The organism is Streptomyces sp. CB01635, assembly GCF_002803065.1.
Lineage (GTDB): Bacteria > Actinomycetota > Actinomycetes > Streptomycetales > Streptomycetaceae > Streptomyces.
The window spans coordinates 1,178,539-1,194,888 of the sequence record NZ_NNBL01000003.1; the positions used below are offsets into that span (position 1 = coordinate 1,178,539).

15 protein-coding genes are annotated in these 16,350 nt (G+C 69.1%); 5 read left to right on the forward strand and 10 right to left on the reverse strand.

Annotated elements, in window-relative coordinates; all coding sequences use genetic code 11:
* Nucleotides 1-18 precede the first annotated feature (18 nt).
* From CG723_RS13540 to CG723_RS13555, 4 genes are read right to left on the reverse strand one after another with little or no spacing between them, the layout of a single operon-like run.
* Complete coding sequence (locus tag CG723_RS13540) at nt 19-1,335, reverse strand: cytosine permease (protein ID WP_100593511.1); 1,317 nt, start codon at nt 1,333-1,335, stop codon at nt 19-21.
* 30 nt (nt 1,336-1,365) lie between these two features.
* On the reverse strand, nt 1,366-2,799 hold the full coding sequence (locus CG723_RS13545) for a DUF1116 domain-containing protein (protein ID WP_100593512.1): 1,434 nt from the start codon (nt 2,797-2,799) through the stop codon (nt 1,366-1,368).
* Nucleotides 2,796-4,343: an acyl-CoA synthetase FdrA gene (gene fdrA, locus CG723_RS13550; protein WP_100593513.1), complete on the reverse strand. Its 1,548-nt coding sequence runs from the start codon at nt 4,341-4,343 to the stop codon at nt 2,796-2,798. The genes CG723_RS13545 and fdrA overlap by 4 nt, the downstream gene beginning before the upstream one ends.
* On the reverse strand, nt 4,340-5,278 hold the full coding sequence (locus tag CG723_RS13555) for an oxamate carbamoyltransferase subunit AllH family protein (protein WP_100593514.1): 939 nt from the start codon (nt 5,276-5,278) through the stop codon (nt 4,340-4,342). Before CG723_RS13555 ends, fdrA begins: the two co-directional genes overlap by 4 nt.
* A 113-nt stretch (nt 5,279-5,391) precedes the next feature.
* On the opposite strand from CG723_RS13555, the gene arcC reads away from it, so the two are divergent.
* Complete coding sequence (gene arcC, locus CG723_RS13560) at nt 5,392-6,321, forward strand: carbamate kinase (RefSeq protein ID WP_100593515.1); 930 nt, start codon at nt 5,392-5,394, stop codon at nt 6,319-6,321.
* Nucleotides 6,322-6,420: 99 nt separating this feature from the next.
* Here arcC and CG723_RS13565 read toward each other — a convergent pair whose 3' ends face one another.
* Nucleotides 6,421-7,929 (reverse strand): MFS transporter, encoded by a 1,509-nt coding sequence (locus tag CG723_RS13565; protein ID WP_100593871.1) that lies wholly within the window; start codon nt 7,927-7,929, stop codon nt 6,421-6,423.
* A 315-nt stretch (nt 7,930-8,244) separates the two neighbouring features.
* Here CG723_RS13565 and CG723_RS13570 point away from each other — a divergent pair, with 315 nt between their 5' ends.
* Both CG723_RS13570 and CG723_RS13575 read left to right on the forward strand, forming a co-directional pair.
* Nucleotides 8,245-9,735 (forward strand): NCS1 family nucleobase:cation symporter-1, encoded by a 1,491-nt coding sequence (locus tag CG723_RS13570; RefSeq protein ID WP_100593516.1) that lies wholly within the window; start codon nt 8,245-8,247, stop codon nt 9,733-9,735.
* 86 nt (nt 9,736-9,821) lie between these two features.
* Nucleotides 9,822-10,547 carry an aspartate/glutamate racemase family protein gene (locus CG723_RS13575; protein ID WP_100593517.1) on the forward strand — a complete coding sequence of 242 codons (726 nt, stop codon included), beginning with the start codon at nt 9,822-9,824 and terminating at the stop codon, nt 10,545-10,547.
* Between the two features lie 563 nt (nt 10,548-11,110).
* Here CG723_RS13575 and CG723_RS13585 read toward each other — a convergent pair.
* The 4 genes from CG723_RS13585 to CG723_RS13600 form a co-directional block, all read right to left on the reverse strand.
* Entirely contained in the window at nt 11,111-11,683 is a 573-nt protein-coding gene (locus CG723_RS13585; RefSeq protein ID WP_100593518.1) for a dihydrofolate reductase family protein, read from the reverse strand.
* 178 nt (nt 11,684-11,861) lie between these two features.
* Complete coding sequence (locus CG723_RS13590; protein WP_100593519.1) at nt 11,862-12,362, reverse strand: hypothetical protein; 501 nt, start codon at nt 12,360-12,362, stop codon at nt 11,862-11,864.
* Nucleotides 12,363-12,423: 61 nt separating this feature from the next.
* On the reverse strand, nt 12,424-13,212 hold the full coding sequence (locus CG723_RS13595) for an ArsR/SmtB family transcription factor (RefSeq protein WP_100593520.1): 789 nt from the start codon (nt 13,210-13,212) through the stop codon (nt 12,424-12,426).
* Between the two features lie 112 nt (nt 13,213-13,324).
* On the reverse strand, nt 13,325-13,735 hold the full coding sequence (locus CG723_RS13600; protein WP_442802557.1) for an HGxxPAAW family protein: 411 nt from the start codon (nt 13,733-13,735) through the stop codon (nt 13,325-13,327).
* A gap of 129 nt (nt 13,736-13,864) precedes the next feature.
* Between CG723_RS13600 and CG723_RS13605 the strand changes: the two genes are divergently transcribed.
* Nucleotides 13,865-14,479 (forward strand): TetR/AcrR family transcriptional regulator, encoded by a 615-nt coding sequence (locus CG723_RS13605; protein WP_199841770.1) that lies wholly within the window; start codon nt 13,865-13,867, stop codon nt 14,477-14,479.
* A gap of 94 nt (nt 14,480-14,573) precedes the next feature.
* On the opposite strand, the gene CG723_RS13610 is transcribed toward CG723_RS13605, so the two are convergent.
* The gene (locus CG723_RS13610) at nt 14,574-15,437 is read right to left on the reverse strand and encodes an NmrA family NAD(P)-binding protein (RefSeq protein WP_100593522.1); all 864 of its coding nucleotides are present in this window, start codon (nt 15,435-15,437) and stop codon (nt 14,574-14,576) included.
* An 89-nt stretch (nt 15,438-15,526) separates the two neighbouring features.
* On the opposite strand from CG723_RS13610, the gene CG723_RS13615 reads away from it, so the two are divergent.
* Nucleotides 15,527-16,276 (forward strand): TetR/AcrR family transcriptional regulator, encoded by a 750-nt coding sequence (locus CG723_RS13615; protein WP_100593523.1) that lies wholly within the window; start codon nt 15,527-15,529, stop codon nt 16,274-16,276.
* The last annotated feature ends 74 nt before the right edge of the window (nt 16,277-16,350 follow it).

Genomic DNA, 16,350 nt, shown 5'->3' on the forward strand with positions numbered 1-16,350 from the left:
ACACACCTGCGTCCGCCATCACGCACCCCGGCTTCGTACGGGCATCCTCTCCAGTGCGACATAGGCGATCAGGGCGACGAGCAGGCCGGTGACCGCGTCGGAGAACTGCGGCGCGTACCAGTGCACGAGCCCTCCGGCCGCTGCTCCGGCGGCCCACGCGGCGAACGCGGTGGGACGTACCGCTGTCGCGGCGCGTTCATCGAGCCGGCGGCGCAGGAGCACCTGGTCGGCGATCAGCACACCGCCGAGCGGTGGGACGAACACGCTGAGGACGACCAGCCAGTCGAGGAAGTGGTCCCAGACACCGGCGAGGGCGGCGACCGTGCCGACGGCCCCCAGGACGAGCGTCATCACGCGCATCCTCGTACGCGTCAGATGCGACCAGCTGAGGGCGCCGTTGTAGAGGCAGTGGCTGCAGACGGAGCCGAGGTTGACGAAGACGAACACCGCGGCCAGTACGTCGAGGGCGATCCCGTGGCCGCCGGTGAGGATCGGGAGGAAGTTGCCGCCGACCGTGCCGGCCGAGGCGACGGCGCCGGCCGCGACGACGATGCCTCCGGTGACCTGGGCGACGAGACTTGCCACGGGGAACGCGGTGGCCGTCGCGATGACGGCCTGTCTGCCGTTCCTGGACCAGCGGGTGAAGTCGGCCGTCATCGTTCCGGAGTCCGCGAAGGTCGCCATGATGAGGGAGACGGCGGCGCCGAAGGTGAGGGCGCTGTTACCGCCGACGCCCTGGTAGTCGAGGACGGTCGTGAGGTCGTGGTCCCTGGAGACGATCACCAGGGCTATCAGGCCGACGAGGATGAACAGCGGGGCGGCTACCGCGCCCAGCCAGGACAGGGCGCGGATGCCGAGGAACGTGATCGCGACGAAGGCGACCCCGGCGACGGCGGCGACGAGTTGTTCGTGCCAGCCGAACGCCTGGTGGAGGGTGGCACCCGTGGCGCCGGTGTTGAAGGCGAACCACCCGACGACGACCGTCGCGAGGAAACCGGACGCGACGACGTAGCCGACCCTCCCGAACGTCTTGGTCGCCTGGAGCGAGAAGCTCTCGCCCGTGCTGCCCGCCCGGTGGCTGAGCAGACCGACGTAGACCAGCATCACGAGGTTCGCGGCGACGATGGCGGCCAGACCGCGCCAGAAGCCCATGAGTGCGACGACGATTCCGCCGGGGACGGCGTTGGTCAGGATCATCGGGAACCCGAACCACACGGCCGACACGGTGAGAAGGGACTTGCGGCTCTCCGTCGGAACGGGAGTGTGCTCGTATTCCGGGTCCAGCTCGAGGCCCGCGTGGGCCGTGTCCGCCGCGGCGGGATCGCGTCTGTTCATCCTGGCCTCCGTGGGTGGGCCGGCGCGCCGTCAGGCGACCGTGCTGGAAAGGGCTAGGGCTGTGGCGGCCTGCTCGAAGACAGCGGCGGGCGGGTGTGTGATGCCGGCGCCGATCATCCCGATGCCCGCTTCCTTGTGGGCGATCGCCGTGTTGATGACCGGCAGGATCCCCGTGGCCAGGACCTTGCGGACGTCGATGCCGGTGGGGATGCCCTGGAACCCCAGAGCGGGGATGGTGACGTTCGGGTTCTCGGTCGTCGTGATCTCGCCCATGTCCCGGGTGAAGGCGACGGCCTCCTGCACCGTTCCGCCGACGAGCGCGACGATGGCGGGTGCGGTCGCCATCGCGAAACCGCCGAAGCCGTACGTTTCGCTGATCGCGCTGTCACCGATGTCCAGACCGGCGTCCTCGGGCTTGAACCCGGCGAACATCGGCCCGACGACGGGCTGGGCCGGGCCCGTGAGCCACTGGTTGCCGGGCAGGCCGCTGACGCGGAGGCCGAACTCGACGCCGTTGCGGGCCATCGTCGTCACGATCGTCGAACCCTCGATGCCGTGAGCGGCGTCCATGGCTGCCTTGGCCATGGCGAGCCACGTGGGTCCGGAGAAGTAGTCCGAGCTGGCGATGAAGTCGAAGACTTCCTTCTTCTGCTCGGTGGTGAAGCTCGTCTGCAGCAGGGCGGGAGTGAGTGCCTGCGCGAGGAGCAGGGTGCCCGCGATGTTGCGGTTGTGGCACTCGTCGCCCATGTGCAACGCCTGGGAGAGCAGGAGGCGCAGGTCGACGGGGCCGCCGATCTCCATGGCCTCCTTGAGCATGGGGCCGAGGACGTCCCGCATCCAGACGAGGCGCTCGACGACGCTCTCGTCGTTCGCCCCCATGCGGAGGATCTTCGCCATCTGCTCGGAGAGGTTGGTGAAGGCGGTGTTGCCGTGGGTCTCGTTGCGGACGATGTGCATGTACATCGACGCGGACGTGACACCGGCCATCGAACCGACGCAGTCGTGCTCGTGGCAGGGCGAGAAGGTGATCTCGCCGGAGGCCGCGAGCCGTTCGGCCGCATAGAGGTCGCGCGCCAGGCCCTCGAACACGAGGGCGCCGGTGACGGCCCCCTTCATGGCACCCGCCATCCGGTCCCAGGTGATCGGGGGTCCGGCGTGCAGGATCGTCGTCGGGGTCATCCCGGGCACCACGTCGATGGCCCGGCCGAAGCCGACCAGCATCGGCCGTGCGCCGATGATGCGGTCGACGGCTTCGGCATTGGCCGCCTCGGTCCGCTCGGCGACGCGCGGGTCCTCCAGCGCGTCGAGAGCCGCGAGGACCTCGGGGCTGCCGCCACCCGGCGGAGTCCAGTCGAGGGTCGATACCTGCGCGCCCTGGGCGGTGATGTCCCGGTCGAACATGGCCAGTCCGACGTTGATGACGCTGAGGTCGCTGTTGAAGAGGCTGGTGGCCTGAGTACTCATGCGCGGTGTGCCTTCCGGGCGGTCTCACGGGCGAAGTGGCCCGTCTCGGTGCTGCTGCGGGTGACGGTGACTCCGGCGGCCTCCAGGGCCGCGACCTGCTCGGCGAGGGCCGGGGTGTCGAGGTCGGTGCCCAGGACGTAGCCCACGATCTCCAGGTGACGGCCCGCGTCGGAGGCGATCTTCCTGGCCTGCGCGATGGCGGGGAGCGTGACCGCGACCGGGTCCTCGTGGGCGCCGAATCCGAGGACGAAGTCCATGACGACGACGGCGACTTGGGGGTCCGCGGCCTCCTGGACAAGGCGCGCCAGGCGCAGCGACGGGTCGATCATCGGGTGCGGGCGGCCGTTGGTGAAGTCGTCGTCGCCGAAGTCGAGGAAGGTGTGCCCGACACTGGGACTGCCGGCCGCAAGACGGCGCTCGGGGTCCTTCTGGATGTTGCTCCATACGTTGTCGCTGACTTCGAGCAGCGCGTACATCGACTCGTCGCACAGGGTCCCGCCGCAGAACAGGCCACGCACGTAACGCTGTTCAGGTGCGAGCCGGGCGCACACCTCGTCCACCTGTTTGGCGGCCAGTTCCTCGACGGCAGCATGAGAGTCGAACCCGAGGCGGACGGCCTGGAGCGCCGCGTCCTGGGTGCTCGCGGCGAAGTGTCCGCCGGCCGCGGTCACGGCCTCCTCGGATCCTCCGACGAAGTAGACGACGACGGGCTTGCCCGCGTCCGCGATCTCGGCCAGCACCTTGTCCTGTACGGCCGGGGCGGGCGGCTTGGACACGAGCACGATCACGCTGGTTCCGGGATCGGCGGCAAGGGCCCGGATCCCGTCGATCATCATGACGCCGCCGACCTGCTCACTGAGATCGCGGCCGCCCGTGCCGATGAGCTGCGAGATGCCCGCGCCCAGCGCGTGGATACGGACACTGACCTCCTGTGCGCCGGTGCCGGACGCCGCGACGACACCGACGGTGCCGGGCCGCACGGCGTTCCCGAAGCACAGCGCGACGTTGTTGATGATCGCGGTGCCGCAGTCGGGCCCCATCATGAACAGGCCCTTGCTGTGCGCCAGTTGCTTGAGGCGGACCTCTTCCTCGATCGGGACGTTGTCGCTGAAGACCATCACGTGCAGGCCGTTCTCCAGCGCCTTGCGGGCTTCGCGGCCCGCGTACGCGCCGTTGACCGAGACGATCGCGAGGTTCGCCCCGGGAATGCCGCGCGCGGCGCTGTCGACCGTCCGGTACGTGACCGTGTCCGCACCGCTCGCACCGGGTGCTTTCTGTACGAGGAGTGCCTCGACCTCCGTCAGCAGCGCTGCCTGATCGGCTTCCTCGCCCGCCTCCACGACGATCATGAGATCCCCGGTGCCCGCGGCACGGAGATCCGCCGTGAGGAGGCCGAGGTTGCTCAGCACGCCCTTGTTCATCTCGGTGCCCATGGCGACGAACGCCTGCTCCACGCCGGGCAGTTGATTCGCCCGGGTCGAGACGGACATCAGGGACACCGAGTCGAAGTAGGTGTTCTTCTTGACGACTGCTGTGGTGCTCACAGCGAACCTCGCAGTTCTTTCTCCAGGCGAAGCCCGGTCACGAGACCGGACAAGATGTCGGTGCCGGACGTGTGGCCGATGGCCAGCACATGTCGGACCGGGGTGCGGATGGATTGCGTTACGTGTACCTCGCCCCACCGGTCGGGGCGGGCCAGCGCGTGCAGGACGTCGAGCAGTGAGGCGCGGGCCCGTCCCGCCAGGGCCTCGTCGAGCGTGGTGACGCTCAACCGCGTGGTGCGGCCGGGGTGTTCGAGCAGGACGTCCTGAAGCGCCCGCCCGAAGTGGCCGAGCCCGCTGCCGTGGAGCGAGGACAACAGGGCCAGGGCGGTCAGGAAGTCGTCGCCCGCGGGCGTCAGTCCCGGGCCGAGTCCGAGAAGTGACAGGGCGCCGCGACGCATGCCCGCGTCGTCCGCGGACCTGATCGCGCGTACGAGGGTGTCCTGCCCGTCGGCGAGTGCCCGGGTGACGGCCACCGCCATCGGCGATGCGGCGGGAGTCGGACCGAGCATGCCGCCGCGTGAGCCGTGTGCGCGTGTCAGCCGGTCGAGCGCCGAGGCGGCGGTCGCGAGTTCGCCCGGGCCGAGCGCCGCGAGCGACGGCAGAATGGGATGCCATTCATCCGCACCTTCCGTACGCACCCGCAGGCGTCCGCGCGCCGCACGGATGGTGATGACCCCCGGCGCGAACTCCACGGTCCGACTCGCCACGATGCCCCGGCCCGACCAGCTGTCCGCATCGGTGACGAGGGTGCTTGGAGCGTCGCCACCGCCTCGGGCGGCGAGAGCGATGAGCCTGTCACCAGGCGTCAGTACGTTGACCGTACGGTGGAAGACGCCTTCGACGACGCCCTGCCCGCGGAGTGCGCGCAGGTGTGCGATCAGAGCGGCGTCGCCGGATATGGCGCGCAGCTCAGTGGCTGTACGCAGAGAAGTCACTGCACCCTCCTCGCCCTCACCGTGCCCATGGGGCGTGATGGGTTCCCCTCAACATTCACTCACTGGTATACCATTTGACAATGGGGAAGCGAACAAGTCTGTGGAGGGAATCCATGCGCATCGTCGTGGCTCTCGGAGGCAACGCGCTGGCCCGTCGGGGAGAGCCGATGACGGCCGACCATCTGCGCGCGAACGTGAGGTCCACGTGCGAGGCGCTCGCCGGCCTCGCACGTCAGCACGAGCTCGTCATCACACACGGGAACGGACCCCAGGTGGGTCTGCTCGCTCTGCAGAACCTCGCCTACCAGGACGTGGCGGCGTACCCGCTGGACATCCTCGGCGCGGAGACGCAGGGCATGATCGGTTACGTCATCCAGCAGGAGCTCTCCAACGCTCTCGCCGGAGAGCGCGAGGTGGCGGCGGTCGTCACGACCACCGAGGTCGACGAGGCGGACCCGGCGTTCGAGCGCCCGACGAAGCTGATCGGCCCCCAGTACTCAGCGCAGGACGCCGCTGAGGCAGCGGCCGAGTACCGGTGGACGATCGCGCGCGACGGTGCGGCGTTCCGGCGCGTGGTGCCGTCCCCCGCCCCACGGCGCATCGTCCAGGCACCGCTCGTGCGGATGCTCCTGGAGAACGGCCGGCTCGTCGTCTGTGTCGGCGGCGGAGGCGTGCCCGTGAAGATCGACGGCAAGGGCCGCCAGACCGGCATGCAGGCCGTGGTGGACAAGGACCTCGCCAGCGCGGCACTCGCGGCCGAACTCAAGGCGGACATGCTGGTCATGCTCACGGACGGCGACTACGTCAGTGAGAACTGGGGGACACCCGAGCAGCGGGACATCCTGACGGCATCCCCGGAAGCGATCTCCGAACTGACCTTCGCCGAGGGGTCGATGAAGCCGAAGGTCGACGCCGCGGTGCGGGTCGCGAAGGCCGGCGGACGCGCGCTCATCGGACCGCTCGAACGGATCGACGACCTGCTGGAGCGCCGGGTGGGTACGGAGATCCGGGCCGACGTCGCGGAGGGGATCGTCTTCGCCTGAGCCGAGGAAGCCTGTTCAGGAATTTGCGGACGGTAGTGGTCCGGCTGCCCGCTGGAGGAGTCGGATCACACCTTCGGGATTTCCTTCTATTTCTCCGCGTCAAGCGCCGTGATTTCCGCTTCCCTGCCCTTTTACGACCCCTTCAGGATTACGGCGCAAAGTATTTGCGTGCGCATATACGCGGGTAGATTGGTGGCCGGCCAGCGTGGCCGTCGCGACCGCTGCCAGGAGAAGCAGGGCGAGGGGGATCCAGATGGCCGACGTGAAGCCGTGCAGAGCGGCAGCTCGTCGGCTCCCGTGGAAGGCCGCTGCCGCACTCGCTGCCACTGTGTTGAACACGGCAGATCCGATGGAACCGCCCATCTGCTGCGCGGAGTTGACCGTCGCCGAGGCGATGCCGGAGTCCTGCGCGGGCACGTCGGAGGTGGCGCCGGTCATGATGGCCAGGAAGCTGCCGCCCTGGCCGATGCTGAAGGTGATCAGCGCCGGGAGGACGTTCGCGGCGTACGTGGAATCCGGGTCCAGGAGCGTGAGCTGGAACAGCCCGCACGCCGCGATGCACAGGCCGGCCGTCATCATCACGCGCGGTCCGAGCCTGGGCAGCAGGCGGGTGCCGAGCTGGGTGGCGGTCGCGGTGGTGACGAGGCTGATGGGCAGGAAGCCCAGGCCGCTGGCCAGCGCGGACCAGTCGAGAACGGTCTGCAGGTAGTACGTGAGATAGAGCGAGACGGACAGCTGGCCCGCCATCAGTGCGCCGCCGGCAAGGAGTGAGGCGACTCGGCGGCGGTCGCGCAGCAGCCGCGGAGGCAGCAGCGGGGCGGCGGCCCGGGTCTGCCACCAGGCGAACGCCGTCAGCAGCACGGCCCCGGCGAGGAGCACGCCGACTACGCCGGGAGACGTCCAGCCCTGAGCCTCCGCCTGGCTGCACCCGTACACCACCGTCGTCAGGCCACCGCAGCCGAGTACCGCACCCGCGAGGTCGATGCGGCCGGTGAGGCGCCGGGCGCGATCGCGCGGTGTCCACAGCGTGCCGAGCAGGGCGGCGAGGGCGATGGGTACGTTGACCAGCAGGCACCAGCGCCAGCCGAACCACTGAGTGAGCAGCCCGCCCAGGACGACGCCGAGGGAGGCGCCGGCCCCGCCGAGAGCACCGAAGACGGCGATGGCCTTCCGGCGTTCGCGCAGGTCGGCGAAGGTCGTGGCCACCAGTGCGAGGGCCGAGGCCGCCAGAAGTGCGGCGAAGGCGCCCTGTACGGCGCGGGCGGCGAACAGGGCCTGCGCCGTGGGAGCGGCTCCCGCCGCCGCCGAGGCGACCGCGAAACCGAGCAGACCCGAGGCGAAGACGCGCTTGCGCCCCGCATGGTCGGCGATGCGGCCCGCGAGCAGAAGCAGCCCGCCGAACGCGACCGTGTAAGAGGTGACGACCCACGGGCGGTCACCGTCCGCCATGCCCAACTCCGTCTGCATGGACGGCAGGGCCACGTTCACGATGGTGCTGTCCAGCAGGATCATCAGCTGGGCCAGACCGAGGACGCACAGGGCCCACCAGCGCCGGGGATCCGGGAGCTGTTCCTGCTGGGTGCTGGGTGAGGGTGGCGGGGCTGGCATGAAGATTTTGTATACCAAAACACGGGTGAACGTAAAGGTCACGCTCATGGACCCAGTGCGACACTATGTCTTGGTATGCAGAAAGCCTGCTCGCGGGCGTGCGAGGTGGCGACGGGCGGTCCGAGGGGCCTGCGTCACCCGGAAACAATTTGCTCACGCAATCTTCACGTCGTGAGAGATGTCACGGTCGAGCGTCGCGCGGTTGCGCATAAATTCTGGGCAGCGACCTATTGACCGCCCCAACCACCCCCCGTAATCTCCCGTTCCGAAACAAGGAAAAATTATTCCGCAATACGGAAACGCCGGGAGTGTGTCATGGCCGCCGTGCACGAATCGCCACCCACCGCTGCGGTCGACGGGAAACCCCGGACGAGCCCCGGGCTGTACAGCCCCGACCTCGCCCCCACGAAGAAGGAAGGCCGTCGCTGGGGCGCCTACAGCGTCTTCACCCTCTGGGGCAACGACGTGCACAGCCTCGGCAACTACGCTTTCGCGATAGGCCTGTTCGCCCTGGGGATGAGTGTCTGGAACATCCTGGCCGCCTTCGCGATCGCGTCAGCGCTGCTCTTCCTGCTCCTGACCCTCTCGGGATACATGGGCAGCAAGACGGGTGTCCCGTTCCCCGTCATGAGCCGCATCTCCTTCGGCGTCAAGGGAGCGCAGATCCCGGCCATCGTCCGTGGCGTCGTGGCCATCGCGTGGTTCGGCATCCAGACGTACCTGGCTGCGTCCGTGCTGGGCGCGCTCGTCAAGGTGCTCTTCCCCGGCCTGCGCCCGCTCGACGAGAACTCGATCCTCGGGCTGTCGACCCTGGGCTGGGCAACGTTCTTGACCCTGTGGGTCATTCAGGTCGTCATCGTCAGCTACGGCATGGAACTCATCCGCAAGTACATGGCGTTCGCGGCGCCGACGATCCTCATCACCATGTCCGCGCTGGCGATCTGGATGTTCATCCGCGCCGACGGCTCCATCTCCATGTCGACCGGGCACGCACCGCACGGCCTCGACATGTGGCGCCAGATCTTCGAGAGCGCTGCCCTCTGGGTCGTCATCTACGGCACGTTCGTGCTCAACTTCTGCGACTTCACGCGCTCCGCCAAGAGCCGCCGGGCGATCGTGCGCGGCAACCTCGTCGGCATCCCGGTGAACATGCTGTTCTTCGCCGGCATCGTGGTCGTGCTGAGCGGGGCCCAGTTCAAGCTGAACGGCGAGGTCATCACCGGGCCCGAGGACATCGTGCGCTCGATCCCCAACACGTTCCTGATGGCGGCGGCCTCACTCGCGTTCATCACGCTGACGATCGCGGTGAACCTCATGGCGAACTTCGTGGCGCCCATCTACGCCCTCGTCAACCTCTTCCCGCGCACGCTCAACTTCCGCCGCAGCGGCGTGGTGAGCGCCGTCATCGGCCTGGTCATCCTGCCGTGGAACCTCTACGACAACCCGACCGTCGTGAACTACTTCCTAGGCGGCCTCGGAGCACTGCTCGGCCCCATCTTCGGCGTCGTCATGGCCGACTACTGGCTGGTCCGCAGGACCCGCGTGAACGTCCCCGACCTCTACACCGACGACCGGCAGGGCGACTACTTCTACCAGCGCGGGTTCCACCTGAAGGCCATCGCCGCCTTCGTGCCCGCCGCGGCCGTCGCCGTCGTCATCGCGCTCGTCCCCGCCTTCAAGTCCGTTTCGGGGTTCTCCTGGTTCATCGGCGCGGTCCTCTCCGCCGTCGTCTATCTGGTCCTCGCCGACCGCCAGAAGGCGACCCGGGATGTCGACGGTGAGTCCATCGCGGTCGACGCCGCCTGACGACTCCACGCCACGCCCCGCGCACCCTCCGTACCACCCTCGTACCACCTTCGGCCCAGGCCGGCCTCAGCAGAGAAAGCCAACAAATGCGCATCCTCGTCGTCAATGTCAACACCACCGCCTCGATGACCGAGAGCATCGGCGCCCAGGCCGCCGCCGTCGCCTCACCGGGCACGGAGATCGTGCCCCTCACCCCGTCGTTCGGGGCCGAGTCCGTGGAGGGCAACTACGAGAGCTACCTCGCGGCCGTCGCCGTGATGGAGGCGGTCCGCTCCTACCCGCACTCCTTCGACGCCGTCATCCAGGCCGGGTACGGCGAGCACGGTCGCGAGGGGCTCCAGGAACTCCTCGACGTCCCGGTCGTCGACATCACGGAAGCCGCCGCGAGCACCGCGCAGTTCCTCGGCCACCGCTACTCCGTGGTCACCACGCTCGACCGGACCGTGCCGCTCATCGAGGACCGCCTCAAGCTCGCGGGTCTCGCCGACCGCTGCGCGTCGGTGCGGGCCAGCGGAATGGCCGTACTGGACCTGGAGAGCGACGCGGAAGCCGCCGTCGAGGCCATCGTGGAACAGGCGGCCCAGGCCGTCGAACGTGACAAGGCCGAGGTGATCTGCCTCGGTTGCGGCGGCATGGCCGGCCTCACGGAGCGGGTCGTCGAGCGCACGGGCGTCCCCGTCGTGGACGGCGTCGCGGCGGCCGTCACCATCGCCGAGTCCCTCGTCCGCCTCGGCCTCTCCACCTCGAAGGTGCGCACGTACGCGGCGCCGCGTACGAAGGCCATCAAGAACTGGCCGCCGCGGGCCGCCTGAACAAGAGGCCGGGGCCCGCTTCACACGGTGGCGTCATGCGGGCGGTGTCGAACATGGATACCGCTCGACTGGGCGTCACCGTCAGCGGGGGAGGCCACTTCGACTGTCCGGTCTCGTCGGACCCCACGCTGTCCAGCGGCGGATTCACGGTGCCCTGCACCAGTCAGTTCTGTGCTGCGCCCTGACCCGGGGATCGGGCACGTTGACCTACACCTGGAAGCACCACCGGAACCGTGACGGCGGGTGAGTTCAAAGGGGACGCCGCTGTCTTCGACATCGGGCGGCCAGGAGCAGGCGCCGACTCCTGGCCCGCGCGCTGCTCGCCGACCAGCCCGTGCTCGTCCTGGACGAGCCCGGCGAGGGACGCGACCCGGACCCCGCCGCCGCCGTGCTCGCGGACACATTCGACGTCACCCGCGGCCGAATGACGCTGCTGATCACGCGCGAGCCGCCGGGCCCAGCGGCCGCCGACCAGGTCGTAATCCCTGACCGGGGCCGGATCCGCCCCGCGGCCCAGACGAGGTCGACGCGCCTCAGCCCGCTTGAACCGTCACCCGGTGCTGTCAGCGGACGACGTCAAACACCTGCTTCTGCAAGCCGTTGGCGTACGCCTCGGACTCGACCAGCTTGAGTTTCTGGGTGTCCTTGTCCGTGTCGCTGAACAGCCGCTTGCCCGCGCCCAGCAGCAGCGGGAAGACGAGCAGGTGGTAGCGGTCGATGAGGCCGGCGTCTGAGAGGCTCCGGTTGAGGGCGGCGCTGCCGTGGATGATGATCGGCCCGCCCTCGGTCTCCTTCAACGCGGCGACCTTGTCGAGGGAGCGCAGGATCGTGGTCTCGCCCCAGTCCGCGACGAGATCGTCCTCGGTGAGGGTGGTGGAGACGACGTACTTCGGCATGACCTTGTACTGGGCGAACTCCTCCATGCCGGGCCAGACGGGACTGAACGCTTCGTAGCTGACGCGGCCCATCATCATGGCGGCGGCCTCCTGCTGCTCGCGGCCCTTGATCTCGAACGCCTCCGGGAGGAATTCGACTTCCTTGAAGGTCCACCCGGAGTTCCGGTAGCCGGGCTCGCCACCCGGGGCCTCGACGACGCCGTCGAGCGAGACGAAGGCGGTGCTGATCAGAGTGCGCATGTCACGGTCTCCTGGTGTGCTTCGTACTGGCCGGCCGCTACGGCTGCTCGCCCGCGGATCCCCACTGTCACTGACTGAATGACTGCGGAGCCTGCACAAAATCATCGGCGTGCACCGGGCCACTCAGGTTTGGTGTCCGACGACGGGCCACCTGGTGGAAGGTGGCAACTGACACCCCTTAGTTACCAGCCGCCGATGGCGGCATCAGGGACAGGAGTTGCCGCGTGTGGCCGGGCAGTTCCACCTCCGTCAGACCAGTGACGAGGTCCCTGAGCGGGAGGGGCTGATTGACCTGGACCTTGTCGTGGGACAGCAGCAAGGTGGGCACCAGCGTGTCGAGTTCGGTCTCGCTCAGCATCGGCCCGGCGAGGGCGCAGAGAGCGTCCGCCTGGAGGCGGATGCGCTCACGGAGTCCTGCGTTGTCACCGGCGAGACCGATGACGCGCTCGATGGTCCAGGTGTCGTGCGCCGTGCGGTTGTCGTACGTGGTGGGTGCTCCCGAGGACGCGGCGGCGACGGTCGCGATGGTGGTGGCGTTGACGATGGCGACGTGCGCCAGGATCTGGTCGGCGTTCCACTCGCCGGTGGGCGGGACGGGCATCGTGCCCCCGGAGCCGGCCACTGTGGCGGCCGCGTCCATCAGCGAGCGGTAGGCGTCCCGAAGAGGGACGGTGTCCATAGCGTCTTCTTTCTTCAGTCCTGCGCGGGGTGACCGGGGGAGTGGCGTCGTATCTGTCGCTTCAGGCGTGCGTGCCGGCCATGTCCCACGGTGCCTGCGGGAGCACCTCGCCGGTCTCGAGCAGCGACTTGAGGTTCGCCAGGACGGCCGGCCATCCCTGTGAAATGCCGTTCAGCATCTCCGCGTTGGGAAGGTTCTCGTGGGTCACGGTGAGCCGGACGATGTCTTCGTGCGGCTCGACGAGGAAGGTGACGACGGACGGGTCGCGCGGCGCCTGGGCGTCCGGGGTGTCCTCGAACGTGATGACCAGGCGCGTCGGCGGTTCGGCCTTGAGGACCTGACCGACGACGTCGACGGCCCCCGATCCGTCGACGCGCCGGTGCTCCCAGGCCGAGCCCGGCTCCCAGTCGGAGACGTTGGCGTGTCCCCAGTAGCGCGCTGTCAGGTCTGCGTCCGTCAGCGCCTGCCACACCTGCTCCGCACTGGCCCGGATGTAGGTGACGTAGACGTAGGACGGAACGGATGCTGATCCGCTGGTCATGGCGTACTCCTCTGCCTGGTTCTTGATGGCACTGATCGCTTGCAGCCGGGGCTTGTCGAACTCGGAGATCCAGCGTTCCTCGATCTCGTGGATCGGGGCCGGATTGAGGTAGTGGAGCCGTTCGCGTCCGCGCCGGACGACGGTCACGAGGCCGGCCCGCTCGAGGATGTCGAGATGCTGGGTGGCCGACTGGCGCGCCATGTCCAGGCGGTCGCACAGCTCGCGCAACGTCTGGCCGTTGTGCTCGCGCAGACGGTCGAGCAGCCGCCGCCGGGTGGGGTCGGCCAGTGCCTTGAATGCCTGGTCCATCGCAGTCGCTTCGAAACTCACCCTCCGATTATGCAGGTATTCACCTGCATAATGCCAGCGGCGGTGAGGAGCGGGTTCATGTACGCCCGGTGTGTCCTGGTCGTCTCCCGTGTCAGAGGTCGGCGGGGGACGGTGCTTGCGCGGGTGTGACGGTGGATTCGGGGGCGGATTCCGGGCGTATCGGAACGCCGCGTCGTCCCGCCAGTCGGCACCCGAGGCAGTCCGCGTGCCCGTCGCGTGCGGCGCGGTCGCGGCCTCTGAGGTCCGAAGGTCGCGGGCCCGGCGGCTTGCCCCAGCCCGCGAGGTGCAGACCCCATGTGACCGGCGCTGCCACGGCCAGGGCGCAGATCCCCAGCCAGATCCCCGGGCGCCAGCCGCAGATGCCGAGCCCGGTGACGACCGCCCCGGCCGTGGCAACCGCGAAGCCTGCCCACCCGGCGACGGTGTGCCCCTCGTCGTGGCGGTGCGTGGTGAGCTGCCCGCCGAGCTGCCCGCTGGGATGCCTCTCCCGCTGCCCGTTCAGGTGTCCGTCCAGATGCCCGTCGAGATGTCCGTTCATGGGCTGAGAACCTCCCTGATCGAGTTCGCGCTATTTGTTGAGTGGCCGATCAAGAAAGGACCGTAGCATGAGTTTTTGAGTGAACGCTCTAGAATGGTCAGCATGAGCAATGCACGAGGACGTCCGCGCACGTTCGACCGGGACGCGGCGCTGTGGGCGGCCATCCGGCTGTTCTGGGAGCGTGGCTTCGAGGCGACGTCCCTGGGGGAGCTGACGGTGGCGATGGGCATCCGCCCGGGCAGCCTCTACGCGGCGTTCGGCGACAAGAAGGCGCTCTTCAGGGAGGCCGTGGAGGCGTACGGGCGGTCACCGATGGGGTCCTTCCCGGCGCGTGCGCTGGCCGAGGAGCCGACGGCCCGCGGGGCCGTGTCTCGGATCCTGCGTGAGGCGGCGGCGGTCTACGCGGATCCGTCGCACCCGCCGGGCTGCCTGGCCATCAGCGCGGCCACCAACGTCACCGTGCATGACGAGGAGATCGCGAAGTTCCTGCGCGACGTGCGCAACACGGGCGTCGCTGCCATCGAGGAGCGGCTGCGCCGGGCTGAGGGAGAAGGGGAGCTGCAGGCTGGGACCGATGCGTCGGCCCTGGCGTCCTACTTCGCCACGATCGTGCAGGGACTTTCGCAGCGCGCGCGGGACGGAGCCGATGCGCACGAGCTGTCCCAGGTGGCCGAGCTGGCGCTGGTCGCGTGGCCGAGCGGCGATTGACAGTTCCTGGCACCCACGCCCGCCCCGCGGCTGCGGCCCACCAGCACGACGGAACCTGACGTCGACGGGCCCGACGCTCATACAGGGGTGTGGATCAGTTGCCGCCCAGGTGCTCGCGCAACACCGTGCTCAGGGAGGTGGGTTCGCGTCCGATCAGGTTGGCGAGCGTTGGGTCGACTGTTGCGAACTCGCCCGCGCGGCTGGCGGTGAAGACGCCGAGCAGCTGGTCGGCAGCCTCGGCGGGGACGCCGTGGCCCACGAGCTGCTCGCGGAACGCGTCATCAGGTGTCGTGATCCTCTTGACGCTGCGGCCTTGCGCTTCCGACGCGATGCCGGCGATGTCGTCGAAGGTCAGCGCCTGCGCGGCGGTGAGCGGCGGCGTCGGGCCCTCGAAGCGCCCTTCGTCGGCGAGGACGGCGGCCGCCGCGTCGGCGAGGTCGGCGTGCGCGGTCCAGCTCACCGGCCCGTCCGCGGGGAGTTCTGCCTCACCGGACTCCAGCCCATGCCCCAGGAACTGCAGCGCGCTCGTGGCGTAGAAGCCGTTGCGCAGCGCGGTGTACGGCACGCCGCAGGTCCGCAGGGTCTCTTCGGCGGCGGCGTGGTCACGGCAGGGCTCGAAATGCGACGTGGCGCTCGCGCCCATGTGGCTGGTGTAGAGGATGCGCCTGGCGCCCGCCGCGACCGCGCCCTCGATTGCGGCGCGATGCTGCCGCACGGCCTCCTCGCCCATCTTGTCGACGGAGACGATCAGCACTTGCGAGGCGCCCTCGAAGGCGTGAGCGAGACCGGCCGCGTCGCTGAAACTGCCTTGCCGTACACGTACCCCCCGGTCCGCGAGGTCCTGCGCCTTCTGCGGGTCGCGGACACTGACGCCGACCCGGTCCGCGGGTACGTGTGTCAGCAGGCTCTCGGCGATCTGACGCCCGAGCTTTCCGGTCGCTCCGGTCACGACGATCATGATGTGCTCCCATGCGTGGTTCCAGTGAAATCGCATTTAGCGTATCACTGATATTAACGATGGTATCGCTCGTGCTGTATCGTTGATATATGCCACCACGTTCACGAGGTAGCCGCGGTGCGGCCGCCGTCGATTCCGGGACACCCGCACCCGCGGAGCGCGAAGAGCCCCGGCAGCGGGTGATCGAGGCCGCCGCCGACCTGCTGGCGCGCGAGGGTCGTGACGCGGTCACGACGCGCGCCGTCGCTGTCGCCGCCGGCCTGCAACCGCCCGCCATCTACCGGCTGTTCGGCGACAAGGACGGACTGCTCGAAGCGGTGGCCGAGCACGGCTTCGCCAAGTTCCTCGCGGGCAAGACCGTGGCGCCCCATCCGCAGGACCCCATCGAGGACCTGAGGGCCGGCTGGGATCTGGCCGTCGAGTTCGGGCTGGACAACCCCGCGCTGTACACGTTGATGTACAGCGAACCCACGACCACTTCGTCGGCCGCGTTCGAGGCGGGCATGAAGATCCTCATGGGGCGGATCCGGCGGCTGGCCGCCGGCGGATGGCTGCGGGTCGACGAGGAGCTCGCCGCCATGATCATCCATGCCACGGCGCGCGGCGCGGTCCTCACCTGGCTGTCACTGCCCGACGAACAGCGCAATCCGGCCCTGTTGACCACCCTTCGAGAGTCCATGGTCGCCACCGTCACCAACCAGGAACCGGCTGTGCAGGCCGCGGGCCCGGCCGGCGCCGCGCGCGCCCTGCGCGCCGCGCTGCCCGAACAGACAACCCTCAGCGGAGCGGAGCAGCACCTGCTGACCGAGTGGCTGGAACGTCTCGCCGCCGACGGCTGAGCCGCCGGGCCATTCGAGCGCGTTTGCTCTTACGCAGCCATAGCCGCAGTGGCCGCGGCGTCCCCGGGAGCGGG